This is a genomic window from Actinacidiphila oryziradicis (assembly GCF_005047355.1).
Lineage (GTDB): Bacteria > Actinomycetota > Actinomycetes > Streptomycetales > Streptomycetaceae > Actinacidiphila > Actinacidiphila oryziradicis.
In genome coordinates this window covers 136,612-162,803 of sequence record NZ_SUMC01000003.1, presented here as the reverse complement: position 1 = coordinate 162,803, position 26,192 = coordinate 136,612, and the positions used below count along the sequence as shown (strand labels likewise).

At 71.8% G+C, this 26,192-nt stretch carries 25 protein-coding genes, 1 tRNA gene and 1 pseudogene; 18 read left to right on the top strand and 9 right to left on the bottom strand.

Annotated features, from left to right (window positions below; translation table 11 throughout):
• Nucleotides 1–57 precede the first annotated feature (57 nt).
• The 3 genes from FCI23_RS04725 to FCI23_RS04715 form a co-directional block, all read right to left on the bottom strand.
• Nucleotides 58–759: a hypothetical protein gene (locus FCI23_RS04725; RefSeq protein WP_136722161.1), complete on the bottom strand. Its 702-nt coding sequence runs from the start codon at nucleotides 757–759 to the stop codon at nucleotides 58–60.
• Nucleotides 760–824: 65 nt separating this feature from the next.
• Nucleotides 825–1,463: a hypothetical protein gene (locus FCI23_RS04720; RefSeq protein ID WP_211265207.1), complete on the bottom strand. Its 639-nt coding sequence runs from the start codon at nucleotides 1,461–1,463 to the stop codon at nucleotides 825–827.
• 48 nt (nucleotides 1,464–1,511) lie between these two features.
• Nucleotides 1,512–3,545, bottom strand: a complete 2,034-nt coding sequence (locus tag FCI23_RS04715) for an MFS transporter (RefSeq protein ID WP_136722160.1) — start codon at nucleotides 3,543–3,545, stop codon at nucleotides 1,512–1,514.
• A 110-nt stretch (nucleotides 3,546–3,655) separates the two neighbouring features.
• Between FCI23_RS04715 and FCI23_RS04710 the strand changes: the two genes are divergently transcribed.
• A complete protein-coding gene (locus tag FCI23_RS04710) occupies nucleotides 3,656–4,549 on the top strand; it encodes a peptidoglycan-binding domain-containing protein (protein WP_136722159.1) in 894 nt (297 codons plus the stop codon).
• A 211-nt stretch (nucleotides 4,550–4,760) separates the two neighbouring features.
• Here the strand turns inward: FCI23_RS04710 and FCI23_RS04705 are convergent, their stop codons facing one another.
• Nucleotides 4,761–5,897 (bottom strand): aromatic acid exporter family protein, encoded by a 1,137-nt coding sequence (locus tag FCI23_RS04705; RefSeq protein WP_322973801.1) that lies wholly within the window; start codon nucleotides 5,895–5,897, stop codon nucleotides 4,761–4,763.
• Between the two features lie 261 nt (nucleotides 5,898–6,158).
• Here FCI23_RS04705 and FCI23_RS04700 point away from each other — a divergent pair, with 261 nt between their 5' ends.
• From FCI23_RS04700 to FCI23_RS04645, 12 genes are all read left to right on the top strand, one after another.
• Nucleotides 6,159–6,548, top strand: coding sequence for a hypothetical protein (locus FCI23_RS04700; RefSeq protein ID WP_136722157.1), 390 nt, complete (start codon nucleotides 6,159–6,161; stop codon nucleotides 6,546–6,548).
• An 85-nt stretch (nucleotides 6,549–6,633) separates the two neighbouring features.
• Nucleotides 6,634–7,146 carry a hypothetical protein gene (locus tag FCI23_RS04695; protein ID WP_136722297.1) on the top strand — a complete coding sequence of 171 codons (513 nt, stop codon included), beginning with the start codon at nucleotides 6,634–6,636 and terminating at the stop codon, nucleotides 7,144–7,146.
• A gap of 119 nt (nucleotides 7,147–7,265) precedes the next feature.
• Complete coding sequence (locus FCI23_RS04690; RefSeq protein ID WP_136722156.1) at nucleotides 7,266–7,919, top strand: HAD-IA family hydrolase; 654 nt, start codon at nucleotides 7,266–7,268, stop codon at nucleotides 7,917–7,919.
• A 313-nt stretch (nucleotides 7,920–8,232) separates the two neighbouring features.
• Complete coding sequence (locus FCI23_RS04685; protein ID WP_136722155.1) at nucleotides 8,233–8,538, top strand: MSMEG_0570 family nitrogen starvation response protein; 306 nt, start codon at nucleotides 8,233–8,235, stop codon at nucleotides 8,536–8,538.
• A complete protein-coding gene (locus tag FCI23_RS04680) occupies nucleotides 8,535–9,851 on the top strand; it encodes an MSMEG_0569 family flavin-dependent oxidoreductase (RefSeq protein ID WP_136722154.1) in 1,317 nt (438 codons plus the stop codon). Before FCI23_RS04685 ends, FCI23_RS04680 begins: the two co-directional genes overlap by 4 nt.
• Nucleotides 9,852–9,863: 12 nt before the next feature.
• Nucleotides 9,864–10,691, top strand: coding sequence for an amidohydrolase family protein (locus tag FCI23_RS04675; protein ID WP_246143334.1), 828 nt, complete (start codon nucleotides 9,864–9,866; stop codon nucleotides 10,689–10,691).
• A gap of 45 nt (nucleotides 10,692–10,736) precedes the next feature.
• Complete coding sequence (locus FCI23_RS04670; protein ID WP_136722153.1) at nucleotides 10,737–11,258, top strand: MSMEG_0572/Sll0783 family nitrogen starvation response protein; 522 nt, start codon at nucleotides 10,737–10,739, stop codon at nucleotides 11,256–11,258.
• Between the two features lie 10 nt (nucleotides 11,259–11,268).
• Complete coding sequence (locus FCI23_RS04665) at nucleotides 11,269–12,438, top strand: MSMEG_0568 family radical SAM protein (RefSeq protein WP_136722152.1); 1,170 nt, start codon at nucleotides 11,269–11,271, stop codon at nucleotides 12,436–12,438.
• Complete coding sequence (locus tag FCI23_RS04660) at nucleotides 12,435–13,898, top strand: MSMEG_0567/sll0787 family protein (protein WP_136722151.1); 1,464 nt, start codon at nucleotides 12,435–12,437, stop codon at nucleotides 13,896–13,898. Before FCI23_RS04665 ends, FCI23_RS04660 begins: the two co-directional genes overlap by 4 nt.
• The gene (locus FCI23_RS04655) at nucleotides 13,895–14,767 is read left to right on the top strand and encodes a carbon-nitrogen hydrolase family protein (protein ID WP_322973799.1); all 873 of its coding nucleotides are present in this window, start codon (nucleotides 13,895–13,897) and stop codon (nucleotides 14,765–14,767) included. Before FCI23_RS04660 ends, FCI23_RS04655 begins: the two co-directional genes overlap by 4 nt.
• A 281-nt stretch (nucleotides 14,768–15,048) precedes the next feature.
• Nucleotides 15,049–15,897: a carbon-nitrogen hydrolase family protein gene (locus tag FCI23_RS04650; RefSeq protein WP_136722150.1), complete on the top strand. Its 849-nt coding sequence runs from the start codon at nucleotides 15,049–15,051 to the stop codon at nucleotides 15,895–15,897.
• Nucleotides 15,894–17,021 carry an MSMEG_0565 family glycosyltransferase gene (locus FCI23_RS04645; RefSeq protein WP_246143332.1) on the top strand — a complete coding sequence of 376 codons (1,128 nt, stop codon included), beginning with the start codon at nucleotides 15,894–15,896 and terminating at the stop codon, nucleotides 17,019–17,021. Before FCI23_RS04650 ends, FCI23_RS04645 begins: the two co-directional genes overlap by 4 nt.
• Here FCI23_RS04645 and FCI23_RS04640 read toward each other — a convergent pair.
• A complete protein-coding gene (locus tag FCI23_RS04640) occupies nucleotides 17,000–17,581 on the bottom strand; it encodes a TMEM165/GDT1 family protein (RefSeq protein WP_136722149.1) in 582 nt (193 codons plus the stop codon). The two genes, FCI23_RS04645 and FCI23_RS04640, sit on opposite strands and share 22 nt — an antisense overlap.
• A 201-nt stretch (nucleotides 17,582–17,782) precedes the next feature.
• Nucleotides 17,783–18,553, bottom strand: a complete 771-nt coding sequence (locus tag FCI23_RS04635; protein ID WP_246143330.1) for an ABC transporter permease — start codon at nucleotides 18,551–18,553, stop codon at nucleotides 17,783–17,785.
• A 171-nt stretch (nucleotides 18,554–18,724) separates the two neighbouring features.
• On the opposite strand from FCI23_RS04635, the gene FCI23_RS04630 reads away from it, so the two are divergent.
• The 3 genes from FCI23_RS04630 to FCI23_RS04620 all read left to right on the top strand — a co-directional run bounded on the left by FCI23_RS04630 (nucleotide 18,725) and on the right by FCI23_RS04620 (nucleotide 21,294).
• On the top strand, nucleotides 18,725–19,399 hold the full coding sequence (locus tag FCI23_RS04630) for an HNH endonuclease family protein (protein ID WP_136722148.1): 675 nt from the start codon (nucleotides 18,725–18,727) through the stop codon (nucleotides 19,397–19,399).
• A gap of 118 nt (nucleotides 19,400–19,517) precedes the next feature.
• Nucleotides 19,518–21,170, top strand: a complete 1,653-nt coding sequence (locus FCI23_RS04625) for an alkaline phosphatase D family protein (RefSeq protein ID WP_136722147.1) — start codon at nucleotides 19,518–19,520, stop codon at nucleotides 21,168–21,170.
• A gap of 52 nt (nucleotides 21,171–21,222) precedes the next feature.
• Nucleotides 21,223–21,294: transfer RNA gene (locus FCI23_RS04620), tRNA-Val, on the top strand.
• Between the two features lie 383 nt (nucleotides 21,295–21,677).
• Here FCI23_RS04620 and FCI23_RS04615 read toward each other — a convergent pair.
• Nucleotides 21,678–23,435 (bottom strand): hypothetical protein, encoded by a 1,758-nt coding sequence (locus FCI23_RS04615; RefSeq protein WP_211265205.1) that lies wholly within the window; start codon nucleotides 23,433–23,435, stop codon nucleotides 21,678–21,680.
• Between the two features lie 111 nt (nucleotides 23,436–23,546).
• On the opposite strand from FCI23_RS04615, the gene FCI23_RS04610 reads away from it, so the two are divergent.
• Together FCI23_RS04610 and FCI23_RS04605 are read left to right on the top strand one after the other, a co-directional pair.
• Complete coding sequence (locus FCI23_RS04610) at nucleotides 23,547–24,266, top strand: polyprenol monophosphomannose synthase (protein WP_246143329.1); 720 nt, start codon at nucleotides 23,547–23,549, stop codon at nucleotides 24,264–24,266.
• 130 nt (nucleotides 24,267–24,396) lie between these two features.
• On the top strand, nucleotides 24,397–24,759 hold the full coding sequence (locus tag FCI23_RS04605) for a BlaI/MecI/CopY family transcriptional regulator (RefSeq protein WP_136722145.1): 363 nt from the start codon (nucleotides 24,397–24,399) through the stop codon (nucleotides 24,757–24,759).
• Between the two features lie 36 nt (nucleotides 24,760–24,795).
• On the opposite strand, the gene FCI23_RS04600 is transcribed toward FCI23_RS04605, so the two are convergent.
• Both FCI23_RS04600 and FCI23_RS04595 read right to left on the bottom strand, forming a co-directional pair.
• Nucleotides 24,796–25,473 carry a DedA family protein gene (locus tag FCI23_RS04600; protein ID WP_136722144.1) on the bottom strand — a complete coding sequence of 226 codons (678 nt, stop codon included), beginning with the start codon at nucleotides 25,471–25,473 and terminating at the stop codon, nucleotides 24,796–24,798.
• A gap of 326 nt (nucleotides 25,474–25,799) precedes the next feature.
• Nucleotides 25,800–26,186: pseudogene (locus FCI23_RS04595) on the bottom strand (DoxX family protein); the annotation flags it as partial.
• Between the last annotated feature and the right edge of the window lie 6 nt (nucleotides 26,187–26,192).

The window sequence follows — 26,192 nt, the reverse complement described above, 5'->3', positions numbered from 1 at the left end:
GCGCGAGGTGGAGCCCGACGGCGCCGGACCGGCCGCGTCGGGCTCCAGGGCCGTGACTCAGGCGTGCAGCAGTCGCTGCACGAGATCGCGGTAGTCGCGCAGGGCGATCCGCATTTCCTCGGTGCCGTTCTTGGCGGCGTCGCCCTCCCAGGCCGCGCGGAGGGCGCGGCGGCGGGCGGTGATGCCTTCGGTGAGGCGTGCGGCGGCCGCTTCGAGGACGGAGTCGGCCTCCTCGACCGCCTTGCGGGGCTGGTCGACAAAGCCGCCGACGGCCTGTTGCAGCCGCAGGCCGAGCTTGTCGCCCTCGCCCCGTTCGAGCAGGACATCGCTGTTGCGGGTGTTGGCGGCAGCGCCGTTGCTGGTGCTCGCGGCAGTGCCGTTACGGCTGCCGGTGCGGGCCGAGTCGTCCTGGCCGCTCTGGGGCGTGTACCGGGGCTTGTCGGGGCGGACTTCGCCTTCGCGGATCGAGGTCGAGGTGTCGGTCCGCGTGCCGGGCCGGGCGTCAGCAGTGGTGCCGGTGCGGCTGTCAGCCGTGGTGTCCTTGCGACCGTCCGCCGTGGTGCCCGTGCGGCTGTCGGGGCGCGCGTCGGGCCGGCTGAAGGCCACGGCCTGCCGGGCCTGGGGCTCCTGCTTGCCGGGGGCGCCGGGCGGGGGCGGGACCTGGGTGTCGCGCTTGCGCAGGCGGGAATCGGAAGCGGCCTGGGCGTCGGTGCCGTCGGTGTACGGCCGTTCCTGGTCTTGGTCTTGGCGCTCGGTCATGGGTACTCACTCCGTAGCTAGTCGTCCTGGGCAGCTCGTCGCTCGTCGCTCGCCCTGTTACGCGGTTACGCGCCACCGCGGTGCAGGGCACGCAGGTTGAGGCGGCCGGCGCCGTGCTTGGCGGTGTCCCGGCTGTTGGCAGGGTCCCCGTCGGGGTGGGGGCCGGCGGCGACCAGTTCCTCGAACAGGCTGCGGGCGTGGAGCAGCGAGGAGCGCAGCTCCTCGGTGGAGGTCTGGTCGTCGTCTGCGCGCCGCGCGATGGCGTGGGTGTCGCGGTAGGCCTCGACGTGCCGGGGCTGATGCACTGACAGGGCGGCGACCTGCTCGTCGTACTCCTCCACGGCCGGGTAGCCGCGCTCGCTCACGAGTCGGGCGAGCAGTTGGTCGGCCTCGGCCACCGCCTTTGCCGGCGATTCCACGAAGTGCTCCTGGATAACGGCCCATTGGGCCGTGTACTGCTCGCGGGCCCCGGCGGGCAGCGGACGGGGCTTCAGATCGCCGTGCCGCTGCAGCCGCTCCTGGAGCTCTTCCGTGGCCGCCGCTTTGTCGCCACCATGGCGGGCGACGGTCCGGTCGTACTCGGGGCCGAAATGACGGCGCATGTTACTGCCGCCGAGAGTGGGCCGCCGAGACAGGGCGACAATGACCGCGGCGATCACGAGGACGGCCGCGACGATAACGATGATGGTCGTGCCAATGGACATGGGCGTGCCTCCCGAAGGTTAATAGCCTTGGTGCGCACGTGCGTTCGGCTACTTGGTCGGCTTGCCGAATTCCGCGTGCCCAAACCGGTCCGGCCGGTCGGAGTCGTGGCCGCACAGCTCGCCGCTGAGCCGGTTGAGGAGCTCGGCCACTTCGGCGTAACGCTCGGGCTGCCAGTCACCGAGGAGCTCGGCGAGGACTTTGCGGCGTGCCGCGGCGAGCTGCGCGGCGACCTCGCGACCTCGGTCGGTGAGGACCAGCGGGTTGCCCTCGCGGACGGCGAGGCCGCGGGTCTCGATCTCGACGGCGGCCTTTTCGATGAGGCGGGAGGGCACGGTGGCGCGCCGGGCGAGCTCGACGGGATCGACGGGGCCGGTGCGGGCGAGCTTGAGGAGCAGCCAGCTGGAGGTCGGATGGAGGTCGAGGCCGGCCATGGCGGTGATGCGTGTGTAGAGGTCACGCCGTGCCTCGCGGGTGCCCAGGACGGACAGGCCGCGGGCGACCTCGTCGGCCGAGGACCGCTGGACGGGGTTGGTGCCGATCGTCTCACTGGCGTCAGGGACGGTGACCGATCCCCGTAGCGGCTGCTCCTTCAGGAACCAGGCCAGGACGAAGGCGAGGCACGCGACGGGCGCGGCCACCAGGAAGACGGTGGTGATGGAGGTGGAGTACGCGTGCAGCACGGGCCCCCGGATCGCGGCGGGCAGTTGGCCGATGGCACGCGGGTCGGCCTCCGCCCGGCCGGGATTGAATCCGGCGACCGCGCGCAGCGAACTCAGCTTGTCGGTCAGCAGGTGGTTGAAGATGGTGCCGAAGATGGACACGCCGAAGGACGCGCCGATCGACCGGAAGAAGGTCGCGCCGGAGGTGGCGGCGCCGAGGTTCTCGTAGCCGACGGCATTCTGCACGGCGAGGATCAGCACCTGCACGACCAGGCCCAGGCCGAAGCCGAAGACGAAGAGGTATGAGCTCATCACCCAGGTGCTGGTCGACGCGTCGAGCCGGTGCAGCAGCAGGAGCCCGATGGTGGTGATCGCGGTGCCGAGGACCGGGAAGATCTTGTAGTGGCCGGTACGGGCGACGATCTGGCCGGAGCCGGTGGACGCGATGAACAGGCCGATGACCATCGCGATCATATGGATACCGGACAGGGTCGGCGAGTAGCCGTGTACGACCTGCAGGAAGGTCGGCAAGTAGGTCAGCGCGCCGAACATCGCGAAGCCGATGATGAAGGAGATCATAGAGCAGAGCGCGAAGGTGCGGTTACGGAACAGCGCCAGCGGCAGCACCGGTTCGGCGGCGCGCCGCTCGATGGCGACGAAGACGGCGATGAGCAGCGCGCCCAGCACGGCGAGACCGGTGATCTGCCAGGAGTCCCAGGGCCACGTCGTACCGCCGAGTGAGGTCATCAGCACCAGTGAGGTCGCGGCCGCGGCGACGGCGGCCATGCCCCAGTAGTCGATGCGGTGGGTGGTGCGGCGGACGGGGATGTGCAGTACGGCGGCGATGACGGCGAGCGCGATCAGCCCGATGGGGAGGTTGATGTAGAAGACCCAGCGCCAGCTGAGCTGCTCGGTGAACACCCCGCCGAGCAGCGGCCCCAGCACACTGCTGGCGCCGAACGCCGCACCGAACACGCCCTGGTAGCGCCCCCGGTCACGGGGCGGCACGATGTCGCCGACGATCGCCATCGACAGCACGATCAGGCCACCGCCGCCAAGGCCCTGAAGGGCGCGGAAGGCGATCAGCTCGCCCATGTTCTGGGCGATGCCGCAGAGCGCGGAGCCGATCAGGAAGATCACGATGACGGACTGGAAGAGCTTCTTCCGGCCGTACATGTCGCCGAGCTTGCCCCACAGCGGGGTGGCGGCCGTCGAGGCGAGCAGATACGCGGTGACCACCCAGGACAGGTGCTGTATGCCGCCGAGGTCGCTGACGATGGTGGGCAGCGCGGTGGAGACGATCGTCTGGTCGAGCGAGGCAAGCAGCAGGCCCAGTGCGAGCGCGCCGACCGCCACGTTCACCGACCGCTTGCTGCTGAACTGCCCCGGCACCGCCGTGGGGGCCGTGGTGTGCTGCGCCATGGGGACCAATATTCCCCCTTTTCATACGCTCCGCGCGCCAAGGATATGAGAACAAGCGTTCCGGAAGCGGCTGGTTCTGGATAATCAGTGTGATCAGTAAGGAGGTTCCGTTGACGACTTGTGAAGTGTGCGGCGCACCGGAGGCGGACGATGAGGGCCGGCCGGGCTGCAGGTGCGCGACGCGCGCGGCGGAGCGGGAAGCGGCCATCGAGAGTGACCCCCAGTTGTGGGTACGGCCATACGTGACCGGGCCGGCCGGGCTCGTGGAGCCCGTGGAGCCCGCGGAGCCCGCCGGTTCGGTCGGGGACGCCGGGCATGCCGCGGACACGGAGCCGCTGCCGGCGTCCCCCCTGCCCGTCATGCTCGCCGTCGAACAGCTGCCGGAGGACGACCGCGAGCCGATACCCGGCGCCAACCGGTGGCGCCGCCCCGGGCGGATCGCCCTCGTCACGGTGACGGCAGGGGCCGCTGCGCTCGTCCTCGCGGGCGCGGCAGCGGTGACAAACGCGCTGGTCGCCGATGAGCACCGCAGCAGCGGCACATCCGCCGACGACATCCCCGGTCCGGAGGCCGTACTTCCCCATGCCAGCGCCTCCCCCTCCCACACCGGCACCGGTGCCTCCCACGGCTACTCCGCCGCTCCCGGCCGGGTCTCGCTGAGGCCCTCCTGGAGCCCCCTGCCCGCCGTCTCCCATGCCTCCCCCTCGCCGACAGCGACACCGACCGCGGTCGGTGTCGCCTCGGTGAGCCCCTCCGGCAGCGCCGGCACGAGTACGACGCCGCTGGTGCTGAGCGAGGGCGACTCCGGGCCCGAGGTCGTCGAGATGCAGGCGCGCCTGAAGCAGACCTGGGCCTACACGGGCGCGGCCGACGGCGACTTCGACGCCGATACGCGCGACGGCGTCGCCCGCTACCAGCTCTGGAACAACATCCAGGGCGACCCCAAGGGCGTCTACGGCGCGAACACCCGCCGCGTCCTGGAGGCCGCCACCAAGCAGCCGTAGGCGCGCCACCAGGCTGGATGCGTGGTCAGCGAGCCGCCACACGGCTCCCGGCCCGAAGGCACGGAGCCTCGCCCTGGTTGACTCGGCGGGGCTTCTCGCAGCCCGTCATGAGAGCGACGACGATCCCATGAGGTCACGGCCCGCTTCGGGCTGCCCGAAAACGACGCACGGGACAGGAGGCCGCGCGAATAGGTGGGGCGGCCTCCAAGTCTCAGGGCCGCCGCCGGATACGGTGCAGCAACACCCCCGGGGCCTGGCGGGTCCGGGTGTAACGGTCGAACTCCGTCGCCAGCCAGTGCGATCGTTTCTCGACGTCCAGTTCGTCCAGCAGCCGGTCGATGTTGGCCAGCAGGGCTCCGTGCAGTTCCCAGCGCTCGACGTCCCGGTCGGTTTCGGAGCGCAACAGCCGTGCGACGCGCGCCCGGGCGGCGCGCCCTTCGGTCAGGGCCCGGGCGAGTTGGGCCTCCGCGCGCTCGGCGCCCGCGGTGACCTGCGCGGTGATCAGGCGGCCGAAGTTGTCGACGGCGTCGGCCACGTGCCGCAGCACCTCCTGGAGGCCGGCGGCGATCTCCTCGTCGTACAGCGGCGGGTATCCCTCGCGGGGGCGGGCGAGGTCGCTCAGCGAGCGGCACAGGGTGCGCAGGACGACGGCGCAGATCTCGAGGGTGTCCAGGCCGCTGCGCAGCACGATCCGCACCTGCATGCCATGGCGGACCCGTGGGTTGAGCCGGGTGCTCTCCTCGGCCCGGGACAGCTCCGCGTCCACTCGGGCGATCTCGCTGTTGAGCCGGCGTGCCTCGTGCAGCCAGGACTCGGCCTGGTCCGCCGTCGCGCCCTGGCCGAGTTCCTCGCCGATACGTTCCAGCAGCAGGCGCATTTTGCAGGCCAGGTCCTCCACCGCCTCGCCTGCGGGCCGCAGGAAGACCGGCGGCGCGAACAGCGCGTTCAGCAGTACGCCGACAGCTGCGCCGATCAGCGTCTCCAGGACCCGGTCCCACGCGGCCGCGGCCTGGTGGGCCACTCCGAGCACCAGCATGGCGCTGATCGCGACCTCGGCCACGAACTCGTCGACCTTGAGAAAGTGGCCGGTGACCAGCGAGGCGAGGATGAGGATGCCCAGGCTCCACCACGTCAGTCCCACGAGCGCACCGAATCCGATGGCGATCAGCACTCCGCCGACCACGCTCACCGCTCTGCGTACCCCGGTGGTGAGCGTCGCGTAGAAGGTGACCTGTACGACGAGCAGCGCGGTCAGCGGGGCGGTGAGCGGGGCCGGCTCGTTGGTCAGCCACAGCGCCGCCTGGTACGCGATTGTCGCGCCGACCGCGGAGCGGACAGTCTGTACCACGACCGGATCGTGGCGCCGTTTGAGCAGAGGGATCAGCTGCGCGGGGACTGCTGGCATTGTGCACGTATCCCCAGCGGCGCCCGGATAACACCCGTGCCGGCCGCCACACGGGTGATACAGGGCCCCAGGCGTAAGCCGCGCCTCGGGCGCTGAGCGTGCTCCGGGCCGCCCGCGCGTTTACCTGCGGCGGGGGCGGGCACCCGGCGTACGGCGCGCCGGTCAGGCGCACCCGAGCCCGCAGCCGTGGGAGGAGCACCCGCGATGACCACCCAGCACGTCCACACCCATGTCGACGTCCTTCTCACCACTTCCGCGCGGCAGGATGTGGACGCCGTGTACGACGCTCTCGCCACCGCTTTCCCCGCTACGGCCGGCCGGGAGCCGGCGCAGGAGTCCTCGGCGGCGGCCGGGGGCGCGCCGGGGCATCCGAAGGTGTGGGCCATCGATGTCGATGCCATGACCCGTGCCGCGGCCGAGTCCCGGCCGTCTCCTCTCGCCGGTGCCGTCAGCGTTGGCCTCTCGGGCTGCCCCGTGTTCGTCCACCAGGTCAGGGACGTACTTGAGGATGTCTTCGAGGCGGAGGAGCTCGGCCATGTGTCGGGCGACCAGGAAGAAGAGGTACGCCTGCGTCTGATCCCGCGGGCGCAGTAGCGTGCGCCGGGACAGGACCTAGGATCGGGGGGTGCCGATTGACGGCTTCGGGCCGCTTGAGTTCCAGCTCGTGCTGCTGCGCCGGATGGCGGACCACCAGCCGGAGCTGGTCGGGGACGCGCTCCGAACGCTCGGGGCGACCCGGGCCGGGTTGCGTGAGGCGCACCGCCGCTGGCAGGCCTGGCAGCACTCGCGCACCTTCCCGCGCGGCGAACGCCGCTACCGCGTGATCCTCGGGCCGCCGGAGACCACGGCCGTCCGGCAGGTCGGCGATCTGTCGTGCCGGGCACTGCTGTGGCCCGTACCGCTCTGGCCCGGTCTGCGCTTCGAGGTGTTGGTCGCCCCGGGCGGCGGCGGGGCCGTCTGGAACGAGTGGCTCGTACGGGCCCCCGGCGCGTCCTCTCCCGAGCTGCGCACGGCCGCCGACCTCGCGCCCTGGTGCTGCGTGGTGGACGAGGTGGCCGCCGCCTTCCCGGCGGTCGTCCCGATGGAGGGCGACGCGCCCACCCGCTGGCGGCTGGCCTTCACCGACCCGGCGGACGGCGCGCGGCGGGTGGCGCACTTCACGTGGGGCCTCCTCCAGTACGTGGCGGACTGACAGCATCCGGAAGCCGCTGGCGCGAAGCGCCCCGGTTTTGTATCGTGTAGGAACAAAGTGGTTCCGCCCGCTTCCCCTGACCGGCGGGCGGGGCCACTGAGTACCTCCGAGGAGCATGCATGCCGTCCACGCTTACCGCCCGCGCTCTCCTGCTCGACATGGACGGCACCCTCGTCAATTCCGACGCGGTCGTGGAGCGCGTATGGCGCGCCTGGGCAGCGGAACACGGCCTGGACGGCGACGCGGTCATCGAGGTCGTACATGGCCGCCAGGGCTACGCCACCATGGCGCTGCTGCTCCCGGACCGTCCGGTCGAGCAGAATTACGCCGACAACCTCCGCCTCCTGGAGCAGGAGGTCACCGACACCGAGGGCGTCGTGCCGATAGCCGGGGCGCCCGCCTTCCTGGCCTCCCTGCGGAAACTGCCGCACGCCCTGGTGACGTCCGCCACCGAGACCCTGGCCCGGGTCCGGATGGGCGCGGCGGCGCTTCCGCTGCCGGAGGTGATGGTGACCGCGGAGTGGGTGAGCGCGAGCAAGCCGGACCCGGAGGGATTCTTGAAGGGCGCCGCGGAGCTGGGCTTCGAGCCGGCGGACTGCGTGGTGTTCGAGGACTCAGAGGCGGGCATCGCGGCCGGCCGGGCAGCGGGGATGCGGGTCGTGGGGGTCGGCTCCAGGGCGGCCGCGCACGCCCCGACCGCGCAGGTGCAGTCACTGGAGCAGGTACGGGTCGAGGCCGCCGCGGACGGCAGCCTCGTCCTGCACATCGCTTAGGGCCTGTCCGGCCGTCCGTGGAGGAAGGAGCGGCCCGCCGCGCTGTGAGATGCCCCCAGCGCCAGGGCACGCGACCCCGCGGCCACATCGCGTCAACGGCCTGTCAGCCGCAACGGCCGGACGGGCCCTGCGGCCTGTCCGGGCCCGAGCCCGCCGGAATGACACTGACCCGGCACCCCGGCCTCGCTGTGAGGTTTCGCTGACACGCCTTTATTCCGGATGACATCGATCGGTAACCGTATCTGGCTGAAGTAGTTCTCACGAGCAGCGGCGAAGTCCTCTCAAGACCTCGCCGCCCTGCCTGGAGGACCTGATGCCCGAAATGCATTTCCGGGTGCGCTGGCCGGACGGTGAAATCCAGCGTTGTTATTCCCCGTCAACCGTAATCGAGGATTTCTTCTCCCCGGGAACCGCCTATCCGCTGGCCGACTTCGTCGACCGGAGCAGGCAGGCGCTGGGTATCGCGAGTGAGAGGGTCAGGGCGAAGTACGGGTTCGTGTGCACCGGAGCGTCCGACCAGCTGGCCGCGATCGAGAGCACCGCCGCCGCGTACGCCGCCGTACCGGACGCGACAGTGACCGTGGAGGCCCTGCTCGCCGCCGACGGGAGCATCCGGTGACGGTGACCACGGAACTCGCCGGCGCCCACTACCCCGTGGCCGTCGTCGGCGGCGGTCAGGCGGGGCTGTCCGTCAGCTACTGCCTGCGCGAGCGCGGCATCGAGCACATCGTGATCGAGGCCAACCGGGCCGGGCACGAGTGGCGCGAGCGCCGCTGGGACTCCTTCTGCCTGGTCACCCCCAACTGGCAGTGCAAGCTGCCCGGTTTCCCCTACCGGGGCCCGGACCCGGACGGCTTCATGGTCCGGGACGAGATCCTGCGGTATCTGGAGGACTACGTGTCCTTCTTCCGCCCGCCGCTGGTGGAGGGGGTGAGCGTCACCAGGCTGCGGCGCGCCGCCACCGGCGTGTTCGAGCTCTCCACGACGGCCGGTGACCTGACCGCGGACCAGGTCGTGGTGGCCACGGGCCCCTACCACACGCCGTCGGTGCCCCGGATGGCCGAGCGGCTGCCGGCCGGGGTGACCCAGCTGCACTCCTCGCGGTACCGCCACCCCGGCCCGCTGCCGGAGGGCGCCGTCCTGGTGGTCGGCACCGGCCAGTCCGGCTGCCAGATCGCCGAGGACCTGCACCTCGCGGGCCGGCAGGTGCATCTGGCCGTCGGCAGCGCACCGCGCGTGGCCCGGTTCTACCGGGGGCGCGACTGCGTCGCCTGGCTGGACGAGATGGGCCACTACGCCAAGGGCATCGACAGGTTCGGCGATGCCGACGCCGTAAGGATGCGGGTGAATCACTACGTCACCGGCCGGGACGGCGGACGCGACATCGACCTGCGGGCCTTCGCACGGGACGGCATGCGGCTCTACGGCCGGCTGACCGGCGTCAATGGCGCGACGCTGGAGTTCGCCGACGATCTGAAGGCCGCCCTGGACCACGCCGACTCGGTGGCCGAGGGCATCAAGGACGCCATAGACGCCCACATCACCGCCCACGGCATCGACGCTCCGGAGGAGCCCAGGTACGTACCGGTGTGGGAGCCGTCCGAGCAGCCGCACGACGTCGATCTGGCAGCGGCCGGAATCACCTCGGTGATCTGGTCCACCGGCTTCGCCCGCGACCACCGCTGGATCGAGATACCCGTCTTCGACGGCCGTGGCTACCCGATGCACCGGCGCGGCGCCACCAGCTGCCCGGGGCTGCACTTCCTGGGCCTGCCCTGGCAGTACAGCTGGGGGTCCGGGCGCTTCGAGGCGGTGGGCCGGGACGCGGAATTCCTGGCCGGGCACATCGACGCCTCGCGCCGCCTCGCCGATGTCTGCGGCACGCTCACCGGTGCGCCCATGGCGCTGGCCGCCGCGCTTCCGGTGGGCTGAGGGGATGTACCAGTGACCGAACGCCAGATCTCCGACGCGCACCGCCACCTGGGTGTGCTGCCCGCGTATCCCTTCTACGGCGGCCCGGCCGTCCGCCCCGACAGCACCGCCCGCGCCACCGTCAAGCAGCTCATCGCCGACCTCGACGCCGAGGGCACCGAACGTGCCCTGGTCATCCCCAACTACGGGGTGCCCGACCCGGAGATCGCCTTCTCCTTCAACGAGCTGGTCATCGAGGCGGCCCAGAGCGACGACCGGATCCGCGCCGGACTGTGGGTCTCCCCGCGCCCCGAGGACGAGCACCGCACCGCGCGCGCCCTCGCGCTGGCCGGCGAGGACGGCGTACGGGCCCTGAAGCTCAGCTTCCTGCTCGGCGGCCGGGCCACCGACCCGGCCTGCCGCCCCCAGCTGGACCGGATCTTCCAGGAGGCCGAACGCCTCGGCCTGGTCGTCCATGTCCATACCTCCCCCGGTGCCGCCTCCGACATAGACGAGGTCGGCAACCTGGTGGAGTGGTACGCCGACCGTGTGCCGGTGCACCTGGTGCACTTCGGCGGCGGGATGAGCGGCCACATCAAGCTTGTCGGCTCCCGGTTCTTCGACTGGATCGCGGCCGGCAAGCGCGTCTACACCGACCTCTCCTGGGCCATCGGCTTCGCGCCGTACTGGCTGGCCCGGGAGATCGAGCGCCGCGGTATCGGCCACGACCGCGTGCTCTTCGCCAGCGACCAGCCGTGGGGCGACTTCAGCGGGGAGTTCGCCCGCCTCAGCGCCGCGGCCGGCGGTGGTGAGCTCGGCGAGCTCGTCTTCCGCGACACCTTCGCCACGCTCTACGACTGACTCCCCGTCAACCCTCAACCCATTCCCGCAGGAGGAGAACCAGCCATGACCGACACCGTGGAACTCAGCGACATCGAGAAGCAGAGCCTCACCGAGATCCCGCACCCCTCCCTCCCCGAGGGCTCCACCATCTACGGCAGCACCAAGGTCTTCCCGGACTACAAGGCCGAGGACGGCGAGACCTACTTCACCCTCGTCCACGGCATCGCCCACGAGTCCTCCGTCAGCTTCGTCGCCGTACTCCAGGCCACCCGCGCACTGCGCAAGGGCTTCGAGACCGCCATCTACTTCTACGGCCCCGGCTCTCTCAACTGCCTCGCCACCCGCGGCTTCCCCACCACCGGCAACTCCGCGTTCCCCGGCGAGCACAACATCAACAACCAGCTCAAGACCTTCATCGCCGAGGGCGGCAAGGTCTACTGCTGCCGATTCGGCCTCTCCCTGCACGGCGCCCGTGAGGAGGACCTGATCGAGGGCGTCATCCCGACCCACCCGCTGGACGTACAGGACGCCCTGATCCACTACGCCCGCAAGGGCGCGATCATCAACTCCACCTACCAGCTCTGAGGGGAACGACATGAGCGTTGGCACCGTCCCCCCCACCGGGGAGGCTCAGCAGGACACGCCCCGCGCCGGCAGCGGCTGCGCAAGCGGCGGCTCCGCGCCGGCCAGGACCGATGTCAGGATCCTCACCCGCGCCGAACTCGCCCTGCACGGCGTACGGATGGAAGCACCCGTACGGCGGCCGGAAGGCGCGGGACCGAGTGACGACGGCCACTTCGTCATGGGGAGCGGTTCCGCCGACGGTGCCAACGCCGCCCTCCCCACCAACCCCGACAGCCCCTACACCGTCCGCGACGGCAGGGTCTGGCTCGGCGAGGAGGACACCGGGCTCACCCTGCGGACCGTCCGCCGGCCGAAGTTCTACGACCTGACGACCGCCGACGGCGTCCGGTACGAGCAGATCGCCCGCCTGCACGGCGCCGACGTGCTCGCCACCACCGTCGTCCAGACCTGCATCCGCTACGCCGAGCCCGACCGCTGCCGCTTCTGCACCATCGAGGAGTCGCTGCGCTCCGGCGCGACGGTGGCCGCCAAGACCCCGGCACAGCTCGCCGAGGTCGCCGAGGCCGCGGTCCGCCTCGACGGCGTCAAGCAGATGGTGATGACCACCGGCACCACCACCGGCCCCGACCGGGGCGCCCGCGGCCTGGCCCGCGCCGTCCGCGCCGTACTGGCCGCCGTACCCGGCCTGCCGATCCAGGTGCAGTGCGAGCCGCCCGGTGACCTGTCCTGGATCCGCGAACTGCACGACGCCGGGGCGACCGCCATCGGCATCCATGCCGAGGCACTCGACGACGAGGTGCGCCGCCGCTGGATGCCGGGGAAATCCACCGTCCCGATGGCCGGCTACGAGGCGGCCTGGGACGAGGCCGTGCGGGTCTTCGGGCCCAACCGCGTCTCGACATACCTGCTGGTCGGCCTCGGTGAGGATCCCGACGAGCTGATCGCGGGGGCCGGACGGCTGATCGACCGCGGGGTGTACCCGTTCGTCGTGCCGTTCCGCCCGATGCGCGGCACCCTCGCCGCCCGCGACGGCATCGGCGCCCCGGACCCGGAGCTGCTGCGGTACGTCACCGAGCGGGTCGCCCTGAAGCTGCGCTCCGCCGGGATGTCCGGCGCCGACCAGAAGGCCGGCTGCGCGGCGTGCGGCGCATGCAGCGTGCTGCGGACGGCGGGCGGATGAGTACGATACCGGCTCCCCACGCCCAGACCGGGCTCGACGGAGGAGTCCTCGCCCCGGCGGGTCCTGCGCTCGGCGACATCCTCGCCCTGCTCGGCGACCGCAGCACCCTGGCGCGGCAGCCCCGCTTCCGCATCGAGGAGGCCGACGGTCCGGCCGCCCTGGACCCCTACCGCCGGCTGCGGCGGCAGGCGTTCGTCGAGGAGCAGGGGCTGTTCGACGGCCATGACCTCGACGACCGCGACGACGATCCCCGCACCCTCGTCCTGGTGGCCCGGGACCGCGACGGCTGCGTCGTCGGCGGCGTCCGGCTCGGCCCCGCCGACGACGGACCGGACATCGGCTGGTGGACGGGCGGCCGCCTCGTCGTCGCCCGCCACGCGCGCGGCCCGCAGGGGATCGGCGCGGCCCTCGTCCGCGCCGCCTGCGCCCGCGCCGAGTCGGAGGGCGCGCTGCGCTTCGAGGCGACGGTCCAGGCGTGCAACGAGCCGCTGTTCCAGCGGCTCGGCTGGCGGCGGGTACGGCCGGTCGCGGTCGCCGGCTCACCGCATGTGCTGATGCGCCGGCCGATCGGCCGGATCGGCGCCCAGGCCTCGGCCACCAAGGCCGCCCTGGGCCCGCTGCTGGCCGGGCTGGCCCCTGGCGGCAGCGGCTTCGTCGGGGACGACGGCGCCCCCGTGCCCGGCAGCGATCTCGTCGCCGCCTGCGACGCCATCGTCCCGTCCATGGTCGAACGGGACCCGGAGTGGGCCGGCTGGTGCTCGGTCCTGGTCAACGTCAACGACCTGTCGGCGATGGGCGCGACCCCGGTCGGGCTCCTCGACGCACTCGGCGCGCCCGACGCCTCGCACGCCGCCCGGGTACTGGCCGGACTGCGGCGCGCGGCCGTGGCATACGGGATACCGGTGCTCGGCGGCCACACCCAGCTCGGCGTGCCGGCCGCCCTGTCGGTGACCGCACTCGGCCGCACCGGCCACCCCGTGCCCGGCGGCGGCGGACGTCCCGGGCACCGGGTCCGGCTCACCGCCGACCTCGGCGGCGGCTGGCGGTCCGGATACCGGGGCCGCCAGTGGGACTCGACGACCCGGCGCCGTACGGACGAACTCCGGGCGATGCTCGGCGCGGTGGGCGCCACGAGGCCCGCCGCCGCGAAGGACGTGTCCATGGCAGGCATCGCCGGCACCCTCGGCATGCTCGCCGAGGCGAGCGGCTGCGCGGCGGTCCTGGACATCGCCGCCATGCCCCGGCCGCAGGACGCCGCCATGGGCGACTGGCTGACCTGCTTCCCCGGCTTCGCGATGCTCACCGCAGACATCCCGGGCCGGGCACCGCTGCCGGCCGGCCCCGCCACCGGTGCCGTCTGCGGGGAACTGGTCAGCGGGCAGGGCGTCGGGCTGCGCTGGCCCGACGGAGAGATCACGGAAGCTGTCACCGGCCCGGTGACCGGAATGGGGACGGCATGAGTATGGGTACGGTCCGCATGGCCGCCGTCGCGGCGGAGTTCGGCCGCGAACTCGAGGAGGACTTCGCGATCGTCGAACGGCTGGTGAAAGAGGCCCGCGCCGAAAACGTACAGCTCCTCGCCCTGCCCGAGGCCTGCCTCGGCGGATACCTGCTGAGCCTCGACACCGAAGAAGCGGCGCTGGACGCGGGGCCGCCCGCCCTCGCCCTCGACGGACCCGAGATCCGCCGCCTCGCCGCCCTCGCGGGCGGGATGACCGTCGTCGCGGGCTACTGCGAGGCGGGCCAGGACGGCCACCGCTACAACAGCGTGGTCTGCGTCAACGGCGACGGCGTCCTCGGCAACCACCGCAAGGTCCACCAGCCGCTCAGCGAGGACGCCAGCTACGCCTCCGGCGACCGCTTCCGCGCCTTCGACACACCGGTGGGCCGGATCGGCATGATGATCTGCTACGACAAGGCGTTCCCCGAGTCCGCCCGGGCGCTGGCCCTGGACGGCGCGCAGATCGGGGTGTGCGTCTCCGCCTGGCCCGGCTCCCGTACCAACGCGGCGGCCGACCTCGCCGAGGACCGCTGGAAGCGCCGCTTCGACCTGTTCGACCGGGCCAGGGCGCTGGAGAACCAGATCGTCTGGGTATCCGCCAACCAGTCAGGAACCTTTGGGTCGCTACGCTTCGTCGGCAGCGCCAAAGTCGTCGACCCCGGCGGCGACATCCTCGCCGACACCGGAGTCGACGCCGGAATCGCTGTCGCCGAACTCGACGTGACCAAAGCCCTGGAGACCGCCCGCCGCTCCATGGGCCACCTACGGGACCGCCGCCCCGACGCGTACCCGGCAGAAACCCGAAACCCCACCCCGTCCGGCGTCTGAGGACCCGCACCCACCCCGTCCCCCCAACTCCAGCCCTTCCGGCCCACTCCAGCCCGTCCCGCCCACCCCAGCCCGTCCGGCGTTCGAGGACCGGGATCTGGGGCGGAGCCCCAGCAACAAACCAGCCCGTCCGGCGTTCGAGGACCTGGGGGTCTGGGGGCGGAGCCCCCCCCACGCGGCGCCAGCCGCATATGGGACGCGGCCGGGAAGGGGCGGGGTGGGGAAGGCCAGCCGCAGGCGCCCCCGGACGCCCCCGGCACACCGAGAAAGGCAGAACGCACGTGACCCGCATAGCGGCCGCAGCCGCACACTTCGGCCGCGACCTCGAATTCGGCCTGGCCAGAATCGCCAAGCTGATCGCCGACGCCCGCGCCGAGGGAGCCGGCCTGCTGGTCCTGCCCGACGCCACCCTCGGCGGCTACCTCGCCGACCTCCGCCACCCGGACCCCGACGCGCTACCGCCCGCGCTCAAACCCGACGACCCGCTGATCATGCGCGTCGCCGCCCTCGCCGCCGAGATGGTCGTCTGCTTCGGCTACTGCGAGGCCGCCATCGACGGCGAGGACCCCGACCGCTACAACGCGGCCGTCTGCGTCAGCGGCGACGGCGTCCTCGGCCGGCACCGCAAGGTGCACCTGCCGGCCGGGGAGGTCGCGGCGTACTCCCCGGGCGACCGCTTCGACGCCTTCGACACCCCGGTCGGCCGGATCGGCATGCTCATCGACTACGACAAGACCTTCCCCGAGTCGGCCCGCAGCCTCGCCCTGGACGGAGCCGAGATCCTGGCCTGCCTGTCCGCCTGGCCGACCAGCATCACCAACCGCGCGCCACGGATGGCCCAGGACCGCCAGGCCAAGCTCTTCGACCTGTACGACCAGGCCCGCGCCGCCGAGAACCAGGTGTTCCTGGCCTCCTCCAACCAGACCGGCGCCATGGGCGGCATGCGCTTCCTCGGCCAGGCCAAGGTCGTCAGCCCCGGTGGTGACATCCTCGCCCGCACCTGGGCCAAGGCCGGGCTCGCCGTCGCCGAGGCCGACATCGCCGCAGAGATCGACCGCGCCCGCCGCGTCCTGCGCCACCTCCACGAACGCCGGCCCGACGCCTACCGGGGAAACGGGGGAACCGTATGACGCCGCCGCTGTCCATCGCCCTGCTCAGCTACTCCACCAAGCCGCGCGGCGGCGTCGTCCATACCCTCGCCCTCGCCGAGGCACTGGCCGCCGCCGGCCAGCACGTCACCGTATGGACCCTGGGGCGCGGCGGCGACAGCGGGTTCTTCCGCGAGGTCGCCCCGGCCGTCCGGCAGCGCGTCGTGCCCTTCCCCGACCGGGCCGGGGAGAGCGTCGGGGAGCGCGTGCTGCGTTCCATCGCGGCCCTTCGCGAGGCCTTCTGCCGGTCGGACACACCCCCGTACGACATCGTGCACGCCCAGGACTGCATCAGCGCCAACGCCGTCGGCCACTGCGTCCGTACCGTCCACCACATCGACCGCTTCACCACCCCCGAACTGGCCGCCTGCCACGAGCGGGCCATCACCGCGCCGTACGCGCACGTGTGCGTCTCCCGCTCCGTGGCCGATGAGCTCGCCACCGGCTGGGGCATCAAAGCCCAGGTCATCCCCAACGGCGTGGCATACGAACGGTTCGCCTCGGCCGCGGCGGACACCGGAGCCCAGGCGGAATGGAAGGCCCGGCTCGGCCGCTACATCCTCACCGTCGGCGGTATCGAGCCCCGCAAGGGATCGCTGGACCTGCTGGAGGCGTACGCGCTGCTCCGCGCCAACCGTCCCGGTGTACGCCTGGTCATCGCCGGGGGCGAGACGCTCTTCGACTACCGCGACTACCGGGCCCGTTGGGAGGCCCGTGCGGCGGAGCTGGGCGTGCAGCCCGTGGTCCTCGGGGCCGTTCCGGACAGCGATCTGCCCTCGCTGGTGGCGTCCGCCGCCGCCTTCGCCTTCCCCTCCGCCAAGGAGGGTTTCGGCCTCGCCGCCATGGAGGCCCTCGCCGCCGAAGTCCCCTTGGTGGTACGGGACCTGCCGGTGCTCCGCGAGGTATTCGGCCCCGCGGCCCTCTTCGCCACCGGCCCCGGCACGCTCGCCGCCCAGCTCGGCCGGGCCCTGGACGTGCCGGACCCCGATCGCCGGTCGGCGGGCCGGGCACTCGCGGCCCGCCACACCTGGGAGGCCGCGGCCCGGCAGCACCTCGATTTCTACCGGGCCCTCCATATGGCGGCTCAGCCGGCGAACGCCTCATAAAGGCTGAAACCGGCCAGCGCCAACATCACCGCCGCCGCGATCCGGGTGATCAGCCGGAGCGGCACCCGCTTCATCAGTGCCCGGCCGCCCACGATGCCTAGCCCGGCCACCGCCCAGAGGCCGAGCACCGCGCCGAGGCCGACCGCGATGGGGTCGTTGTAGCGGGCGGCGAGGTTGGCGGTCATGATCTGGGTGAGGTCGCCGAACTCGGCGACCAGGATGAGCATGAAGCCGGTGCCGGCGACCTTCCAGAAGCTCTGGTCGGCGGGCTCACGGACCGCTTCCTCGTGATCGTCGTGCTTGAACAGGAGCATGGCCGCGCCCGCCAGGAAGAGCAGGCCCACGACGCCTTGCACCCAGTGGCGCGGCAGCAGCGTGAGGACGCTGCCGGCCGCGATGGCGAGCGCGACATGGACGAGGAAGGCGGCCGCGACGCCGCAGAAGACGTAGGACGCGCGGTAGCGGGTGCCGAGCATCAGACCGGCGAGGGCCGTCTTGTCGGGGAGTTCGGCGAGGAAGATCACGCCGAAGACGATGGCGGCGACTGTGAGGCTGAACACGGGACTTGGGTTCCTCTTCGGGACGGGCGGCCGTACCGGGAACCTCGTAAAGGGGTCACTTCGGCACGGCAGCGTCGGACACTGCGGCCGAAGGTCTCGCTGGCTCAGCGCAAGACTCTGCGTTGGCCTCCGGGCGCCGGCTCAGACGAGCTGAGCAGTATGTCGACGGTCCGGCGAAGAGCTACTCCCCTTCTGCGTCATTCATCCTACAGGACGGGTTATCCGGCCCCTGGCGACGAGTTCGAGGACCACGGCCACCGACACCGCCTGCACCATCTGCAGCGCGACCAGTACGAAGAGCTGCACCACGCCCGCCGTCAGCGGTGACGCGCCGCCCAGCAGCATGCCGACGAAGGCCCCGGGGAGGGTGACCAGGCCGGCGGTCCGGGTCTGGTCGATGCCTGGGACAAGGGCGGTGGACGCGGCCGGGCGGGCGATCTCCAGGCGGGCCTCCCGGTCGAGGAGGCCGAGCGCCATCGCGGCCTCGACCTCGCCGCGCCGGGCGCGCAGCTCGTCCAGGGCGCGGCGGCCGGCGAGGACGGTCGAGCTGAGCGCGCCGCCGATGAGAATTCCGGCAACGGGGATCAGCGCGATGCCGTCGAGCGGGAGGAGCCCGGTCAGGACGAGCAGGGCGACGACGGGGAAGGCCCCGGCGGCCATCGGGACCGCCGCCCACCACCAGGTGCGGTCGGCGGTTATCCGGCGGCCCGCGGTACGCACCGCGACCGCATACATCAGGATGACGAAACCGAGCAGCGCGGCCTGGTGGCGGACCACCCAGCCGATGAGCAGCGCGACGGCGCCGAGCTGGACCGCCGCCCGCAGCCCGGCGGTGAGCATCGGACGCGCGTAGCTCTCCCGCTCCTCGGCGAGCCGGGCGTACGCTGCGACGCCCGCGGCCGCGACGAGCAGGGCGGCGAGGACGATGCCGAGCGTGCGGTTGACCGGGAGCAGGGTGGAGGCGACGATCACGCCTCTCACCCTAGGCCGGAAAACGGCCGGATTTGACCGTACCAAGACCTCGACATGACATGAACATGACGTCAACCTGTAACCCGGCAGCCCTCGCAAAGAAACGTTAAAGCGCCACGATTGCCAAGGACCCAAGGTGGTCCAACAACCCCCACAATTCAAGGAGTCCACATGCTCCGAATACGCACCGCCCTCGCGCGGCCCGGTATCTACGCGCGTCGACGACTGAGTGTGCTCGCCGCTCTCACCGGCCTGATGGCCATGCTCGGGATCATCGGCCCGGCCCCCACAGCCAACGCCGCGCTGCCCACCCCCGTCAGCGCGGCCACGGCCCGCACCTACCTCGCCTCGCTGACCGTCGCGACCGAGGACCGGACCGGCTACGACCGCGCCCTCTTCCCGCACTGGATCACCATCAGCGGCACCTGCAACACCCGCGAGACGGTCCTGAAGCGCGACGGCACGAACGTCGTCACCAGCTCCGCCTGCGCCGCCACCAGCGGCAGCTGGTACTCCGTCTACGACGGCGCCACCTGGACCGCGGCCTCCGACGTCGACATCGACCACCTCGTCCCGCTCGCCGAGGCCTGGGACTCCGGCGCCAGCGCCTGGACCACCGCCCAGCGCCAGGCCTTCGCCAACGACCTGGTCCGGCCGCAGCTCATCGCCGTCACGGACAACGTGAACCAGTCGAAGAGCGACCAGGACCCGGCCGAGTGGATGCCGCCGCTCACCGGCTACGCCTGCACCTACGTGCGCGCCTGGGTCCAGGTGAAGTACTACTACGACCTCTCGATCGACACCGCCGAGAAGACCAAGCTGACCAGCGTCCTCAGCGGCTGCTGAATGCCTTCCCGGCCGGCCCCACACGGCCGGGAACCCGGGCCTCCCCCTCCGTCGTCCGTAAGCTTGCGGGCCTGAGCCCGCGAGCCTGCGAGCCCGCGACGGAGGGGAGGCCGCAGCCATGGCCGGAGCAGAACTGCGGCTCGGACCACTACTGCGTTACGTGGACGAGCACACCGCCACCATATGGGTCGAGACCGACCGGCCCTGCGAGGCCCGGGTCGTGTGCGACGACGGCACCGCCACCGGCGCCGCCCGCAGCTGGCAGGTCGCCGGGCACCACTACGCCCTCGTCACCGTTACCGGACTGCGCCCCGGCACTGCCACCGGCTACCGGGTCACGCTCGACGGCCAGGACGTCTGGCCGCTCCCCGGCTCCCCCTTCCCGCCGAGCCTCATCCCTACGCCGTCCGCCGAGGACCACCCGCTACGGGTCGCCTTCGGCTCCTGCCACTGGGCAGCCCCCGGGCCGGACGGCGACGACCCCGCCGGACCGGACGCCCTCTGCGCCCTCGGCCGCCGGATCGCCGCCGAACCGGACGGCGCCGCCCGACCCGACGTCCTGCTGCTGCTCGGCGACCAGATCTACGCCGACGAGACCTCCGCCGCCACCCGCGCCTGGCTCGCGGGGCGCCGTGACACCAGCAAGCCCCCGGGGGACCAGGTCGCGGACTACGAGGAATACACCCACCTCTACGACGAGTCCTGGCTCGACCCCGAAGTGCGCTGGCTGCTCTCCACCGTCCCCAGCCTCATGATCTTCGACGACCACGATGTCATCGACGACTGGAACACCTCCCAGTCCTGGCGCGAGGACATCCGCGCCACCCCCTGGTGGCAGGAGCGCATCGTCAGCGGCCTCACCTCGTACTGGGTCTACCAGCACCTCGGCAACCTCTCCCCCGCCGAACTCGCCACCGACACGCTCTACGCCGCCGTCCGCGCCGCCGAGGACGGCACCGACGCCCTACGGGCTTTCGCCACCCGCGCCGACGCCGACCCGGCCCAGGCCCGCTGGAGCTACCGGCGCGACTTCGGCCGCGTACGCCTGCTCATGGTCGACTCGCGCGCCGCCCGCGTCCTGGACGAGGACCACCGCGCCATGCTCGACCGCGCCGAATTCGACTGGCTCCGCGACAACGCCCACGCCGACGGCAGCTTCGACCATCTCCTCATCGGCACCTCGCTCCCCTGGCTCCTCCCCCACTCCGTCCACAACGCCGAGGCCTGGAGCGCCGCCCTGACCCAAGGTGCCCGCGGCCCCCGCTGGGCGGCCCGCGGCGAACGCCTCCGCCGCGCCGCCGACCTCGAACACTGGGCGGCCTTCCCCGGCTCCTTCGCCGCCCTCGCCGACATCGTCGCCGCCGCCGGCACCGCCCCCGGCGCCCCCGCCACCGTCCTCGTCCTCTCCGGCGACGTCCACCACGCCTACGCCGTCGAGGCCGGCTTCCCCGGCCGCCCGCTCCGCTCCCGCGTCCTCCAGCTCACCTGCTCCCCCGTTCACAACGCCTTCCCCGCCCACCTCCGCGCCGCCTTCCGCTTCGCCTGGAGCCCCCCGGCCCGCCTTCTCGGCCGTCTCCTGGCCCGCCACGGCCGCACCACCCGCCCACCCGTGACCTGGCGCAAGCGCGGCGGCCCCTGGTTCGGCAACCAGCTCATGACCCTTGTGCTCCACAACCGCACCGCCCGGGCCCGCCTCGACCAGGCCCGCCCCGCACCCGGCGGGGCGCACCTGGTCACGGTGCTGGACACGGACCTGCTGGCCGACGGATAGCGAGTTGCCGAGCATGGCGTCCGGCACGGTATTCTGGCGTCTCATGTTCAGCGGGCGTGTAGCTCAGTGGTAGAGCGGTGCCCTTACAAGGCATAGGTCGGGGGTTCGAAACCCTCCGCGCCCACACGACACAACGGCCGGTCTTGAGTGAGCTCAGGAGCGGTTGACGAGATCCCGCCGGTCATCATGACCGGTCGGGATTTTTGTTGTCCCGGGACGGTGTGCGGTCGGTGGTCAGTGGTCACGTCGGGCCGTACCTGACGACCTGATGGCACCTCCCGCCAGTGTCCGAGCCGGGCCCCACCAGTTGCCGTACGCGGGGGCCGGTCGCCGGCTCATCGCCTCATCGGCCACCGACCAGCCCCAGGATCAGCACGCGGCAGAAGCGCCGGACCGGGCGGTCATCGCCGCAGCGGTCACCGGTGCGGTGACCTGTGTGTTGATGGAGTCCCACAGCCGGCGGTTGCCGAGAGCGCAACCGCCGTGGAGGCGGGGAGAGCTACGGACTCACTTGCCCGCGGCCGCCTTCAGCGCTGCCGCCGGGACCGGGATGTCCGTGCTGCTGATCGTCATCGGGGTGGGGGTGAAGACCCGTAGCCGGAGGCGCTTGCCGGGGTTGGCGATGAGGTAGCTTCGGCCCGGGGGCTGGAGGACGTAACGGGCTTTGCCGTGCGCGGGGATGGCGGTGGGGCCGTTGAGGACGGTCCAGAAAGCTGAGGTGCCCTGTCCGGTGCTGACGGCGAAGTGGGGGGTGAGAGCGGAGCCGGTGCTGTTGGCGGCGTAGAAGGTGAGGGTGCTGATCTTGCGGTGGGCGCGGTCCTTCGTGTGGACGGCGGTGATGTCGAGGTGAAGCGGCGGCCCGGAGAAGGCGGCGATGGCGACGCAGGCGGTGGCGGGGGTGAGGACGGCGGCGGTGACGGCGGCGAGCCGGGGGGTGCGGCCGCGGATGGCGGAGAGGCGGGGCTGCCAGGCCGAGGCGAAGGCGGACGAGGGGACGGTGGCGGCGGCCGCGACCCAGAGCGGCGTCATCATCAGGTAGTAGCCGTCCTGGGAGCGGGTGGCGAAGTAGAAGGCGCACCAGGGCAGGACGGTGGCGGCGGGGCCGAGCCGGCGGATGAAGAGGACGGAGAGGGCGATGAGCCCGAGCAGGAGCAGGGAGCTGCTGTAGGAGTAGAAGTCAAGACGGCCGCTGCCGTTGGTGAAGTAGAAGGAGATGTCGACAAGGCCCTGGCCGTGGATGAGGGCGCCCTGGGTGAGTGGCAGCGCTATGCCGCCGAGCCAGGTGCTGGGCTCGGTGACGATGAAGTAGGCGTTGATGGCCAGCCAGGTGGCGGCGGCGATGCCGGCGAGACGGGCGACGACGGCAAGGGCCGGGCGGGCACCGAGTTCACCGCGCCGGACGGCGTAGATGCCGACGAGCAGGAACGGCGTGAGGAACCAGGGGAGCTGCTGGGCGGCGCAAGCGGCGCCGAGGCAGATGGCGCGGGCGATGCCGGGGCGGCCGAGGCGGCCGCCGGCGCCGATGGCGGGCCAGCGGATGACGACGGGGATGAGAAAGGCGAGGGCGACGATAGCGGGGTAGCCCAGGCGGCCGTAGCTGGCGAGCGTGCCGAAGCCGAGGCAGACGGCGGGGGCCGCGGAGCGCCATGGGGCGGGCAGCATGACCCAGAGGGCGATGGTTGCGGCGATGATGGCGACGGTGCCGACCACGGTGGCGGACAGCATGCTGTGCGTCACCAGGTAGACGGGGGCGGTGAGCAGGGGGGCCAGCGGCGGGTAGCCGTAGGTGTAGTCGGTGCCGCCGGACATGGTGGGAGTGACGGCGATGATGTTCGGGTTGTTGAAGAGCCAGGGCCAGGGCTGACCGTAGACGGCGTGACCGCTCACGATTTCGCGGGCTGCCTGCGAGGTGAGCACGGATTCGTCGCTGCCGGTGTGGCTGAGGACGTACGCGCAGACGGCGAGGGTGATGGCGAGGATCAGTACGGCGAGGTCGACGCGCCCCAGTGACTTGCGGCTGCGGACGGTGAGGGTGAGGACGCCGAGGACCAGGATGGCGGCGTAGCAGACTGAGATGAGGCCGGCGACGAACGGGTTGATCGCCATGGCATGGGTCCACATGGACCGGGTGCCGATGAACATGCTGATGACAGCGAGCACCGTGATGCCGCGGTGCCATTGCGGGGGCGCGGCAGCCAGGGGTGGGGGGGCCTCCGTAGGCGGGGGCGCCTGGGGGGTGGTGGAGGCTTGGAGCATCTCTTCCATGCCGGAGCTCGTCCTTTCCTGATGGGCGGGCAACCTCATCGCCGTCGTCTACATCTATGTAGATGGCGGATCGATGGGTTCCGTTGCATGGGAGAGAGAGGTATCGCGCGGATGGGTAACCGGATTCTGGTGATCGTCCCCACATACAACGAGGCGGAGAACATAGCCTCGATCGCCGCCCGGCTCCGCACGTCGGTGCCGGATGCGGATCTGCTCATCGCCGATGACAACAGCCCCGATGGTACGGGTGCGATCGCCGATGAGTTGGCCGAACAGAACCGGGACGGCCGGGTGCATGTGCTGCACCGGGCGGGCAAGGACGGCCTGGGCGCGGCTTACCTGGCGGGTTTCCAGTGGGGCCTGGAGCGCGGTTACGACGTGCTGGTGGAGATGGACGCCGATGGTTCGCACCGGCCGGAGGAGCTGCCGCGGCTGCTGGACGCCCTGGACGAGGGGGCCGATCTGGTGCTGGGCTCGCGCTGGGTGCCTGGTGGACGGGTGGTGAACTGGCCGAAGTCGCGGGAGGTGCTGTCACGCGGCGGCAGCCTCTACGCGCGGATCATGCTCCGGCTGCCGGTGCGGGATGTCACCGGCGGCTACCGGGCCTTTCGGACCCGGACGCTGCTGGGGCTCGGCCTGGACGAGGTGGAGTCGCAGGGCTACTGCTTCCAGGTCGACCTGGCACGCCGGGCGGTACGGCGCGGCTTCAAGGTCACGGAGGTGCCGATCACCTTCGTGGAACGGGAGCACGGGGTGAGCAAGATGAGCCGGTCCATTGTCTTCGAGGCGTTGTGGCGGGTCACGGTATGGGGGTTGCGACCTGCCAGGTGAAACGCCCAGGTGCAGGGGACGGGTGGGGGTGGCTCTTGGTTGTGTCCCATGTGGCAAAATCTTGACCATGACTTCTACGCATCCGTAGAACTTCTACATGATGGTAGATGAGCAGGGGAGGAGAACCGCCATGGAATCGCAGACGCCCCGACGGGCACACGGAGTGCTCGAGTCGGAGATTCTCGCCGCCCTGTGGGCCGTGGGCCGGCCGCTCACACCCGGCGAGGTGCAGCAGCACATCGCGGGCGACCCCGCGTACTCGACGGTCGTGACCACGCTGTCACGGCTGTACGAGAAGGGCACCCTCAGCCGGGTGCGCAACGGCCGCGCCTACACCTACGAGCCCATAGCCGACGAGGCCGGACTCGCCGCGCGCCGCATGCGGCAGGTCCTGGACGCGGAGGCGGACCGCCGGACGGTCCTGGCCCGCTTCGTCTCCGACCTGTCGGCGGACGACGAGCGGGAGCTGCTGAGGCTGCTGCAGGAGGCGTAGGCCCTTGCGCCGCGGCGCAAGGGCCTGTCCGGCAGGTCAGAGCGCTTCAGCGACCGCCGCACGGTCGGTCGGCACGCCCTGGGCCGGGATGGCCACGGTGGCGAGGGCGCCGTCGGCGGCGTCGTAAGTACGGTTCTCGCGGCGGAATACGTACGCGGCGACGGAGCCGGAGACTATGAGGGCGGCGACCGAGATGCAGGTGCCGAGCCAGCTCGCACCGAGCCACTCACCGCCGACATAGCCGAGGCCCACGCTGTACGCGGCCCAGATCAGGCCGGCCAGGGCGGACCAGGGCAGGAACTCCTTGGCGCGGCGGTGTGTGGCCCCTGCGCTGAGGCTGACCACGGAGCGCCCGGCGGGGGCGAAGCGGGCGAGGACGACGAGGGCGCCGCCGCCGTGGGCGAGGACGGCGCCGAGGCGTTCCTGGGCGGTGGTGAGGCGGCGGGATTGAGCCAGCCGGTGGTCCAGCCAGTCTCCGCCGCGCCAGGCGAGCCGGTAGGCCGCGATGTCGCCGAGGATCGAGGCGGCAGCCGCGCATCCCAGCAGGATGATGACATCGAGCAGGTCGCCGGTGCCCGTCGTCCCGGCCGTCGCCGCCGAAATCAGCAGAACGCCGCTGGGCAGTACGGGAAGGAACACGTCGAGCACGACCGACGCGGCAACCAGCACAAGAATCCATGGCCAGTCGAACAAGGAGCCCAGCCCCTGGAGCACTGCGCCTCCTGTCCGCGGAATGCGCGGCGCCCCCTGGGGTTTGTGGCCTGCGCGCAGGAGACGGAGTCCTCATCCGCCCCACAGCCGTACAGCGTACGCCAGAGGCCGGACAGAGATCGGGCGGGGGCAGGTGACGTTCCACTCACGATTGGACCGGCATGGCCGGAATACTACGGCGGACGGCGGATCAGCCCGGGTGGGAGCCCGTCCCCACCCGTCGCGGAGCCGGCCGGTCGGGCCACGTCGGCCCCGTCCCGCTGGGCGTCATTCCGTCCGGCGCCCTTCCGCTCGGCATGGCGCGCCGCCAGGTTCCGGCCGTAACGGCTGCGGTCGAACAGACCCTCGACGGACCAGGCGCCGGGCCCGGTGACGACGAGCAGCAGGAAGGCCCAGGCGTAGAGCGCGGAGAGGTCTCCGTTGTTCTGGATCGGCCAGAGGGCCTGCGGCTGGTGCACGGTGAAGTACGCGTATGCCATCGAGCCGGAGCAGATCAGCGCGGCCACCCGGGTGCCCGCTCCGAGCACCACCAGGCCACCGCCGATGAGCTGGATCACGGCCGCGTACCAGCCGGGCCAGGTGCCGGGCGGAACGGTGCCGGTGATGACGGCTGGGACCCCGAAGAGCGAGGACACGCCGTGGACCGCGAAAAGCAGACCGACGACCATCCGGAACAGCGCGAGCACATGGGGTTCGATCGCTTTCCTGAAAGGCATGGGAAT

What these genes read in the sequence shown, in the direction of transcription:
- FCI23_RS04725 (WP_136722161.1), bottom strand. Translation starts at nt 759, where the DNA reads ATGACCGAGCGCCAAGACCAAGACCAGGAACGGCCGTACACCGACGGC.
- FCI23_RS04720 (WP_211265207.1), bottom strand. Translation starts at nt 1,463, where the DNA reads ATGTCCATTGGCACGACCATCATCGTTATCGTCGCGGCCGTCCTCGTG.
- FCI23_RS04715 (WP_136722160.1), bottom strand. Translation starts at nt 3,545, where the DNA reads ATGGCGCAGCACACCACGGCCCCCACGGCGGTGCCGGGGCAGTTCAGC.
- FCI23_RS04700 (WP_136722157.1), top strand. Translation starts at nt 6,159, where the DNA reads ATGACCACCCAGCACGTCCACACCCATGTCGACGTCCTTCTCACCACT.
- FCI23_RS04695 (WP_136722297.1), top strand. Translation starts at nt 6,634, where the DNA reads ATGGCGGACCACCAGCCGGAGCTGGTCGGGGACGCGCTCCGAACGCTC.
- FCI23_RS04690 (WP_136722156.1), top strand. Translation starts at nt 7,266, where the DNA reads ATGCCGTCCACGCTTACCGCCCGCGCTCTCCTGCTCGACATGGACGGC.
- FCI23_RS04685 (WP_136722155.1), top strand. Translation starts at nt 8,233, where the DNA reads ATGCCCGAAATGCATTTCCGGGTGCGCTGGCCGGACGGTGAAATCCAG.
- FCI23_RS04670 (WP_136722153.1), top strand. Translation starts at nt 10,737, where the DNA reads ATGACCGACACCGTGGAACTCAGCGACATCGAGAAGCAGAGCCTCACC.
- FCI23_RS04665 (WP_136722152.1), top strand. Translation starts at nt 11,269, where the DNA reads ATGAGCGTTGGCACCGTCCCCCCCACCGGGGAGGCTCAGCAGGACACG.
- FCI23_RS04660 (WP_136722151.1), top strand. Translation starts at nt 12,435, where the DNA reads ATGAGTACGATACCGGCTCCCCACGCCCAGACCGGGCTCGACGGAGGA.
- FCI23_RS04655 (WP_322973799.1), top strand. Translation starts at nt 13,895, where the DNA reads ATGAGTATGGGTACGGTCCGCATGGCCGCCGTCGCGGCGGAGTTCGGC.
- FCI23_RS04645 (WP_246143332.1), top strand. Translation starts at nt 15,894, where the DNA reads ATGACGCCGCCGCTGTCCATCGCCCTGCTCAGCTACTCCACCAAGCCG.
- FCI23_RS04630 (WP_136722148.1), top strand. Translation starts at nt 18,725, where the DNA reads ATGCTCCGAATACGCACCGCCCTCGCGCGGCCCGGTATCTACGCGCGT.
- FCI23_RS04625 (WP_136722147.1), top strand. Translation starts at nt 19,518, where the DNA reads ATGGCCGGAGCAGAACTGCGGCTCGGACCACTACTGCGTTACGTGGAC.
- FCI23_RS04615 (WP_211265205.1), bottom strand. Translation starts at nt 23,435, where the DNA reads ATGGAAGAGATGCTCCAAGCCTCCACCACCCCCCAGGCGCCCCCGCCT.
- FCI23_RS04610 (WP_246143329.1), top strand. Translation starts at nt 23,547, where the DNA reads ATGGGTAACCGGATTCTGGTGATCGTCCCCACATACAACGAGGCGGAG.
- FCI23_RS04605 (WP_136722145.1), top strand. Translation starts at nt 24,397, where the DNA reads ATGGAATCGCAGACGCCCCGACGGGCACACGGAGTGCTCGAGTCGGAG.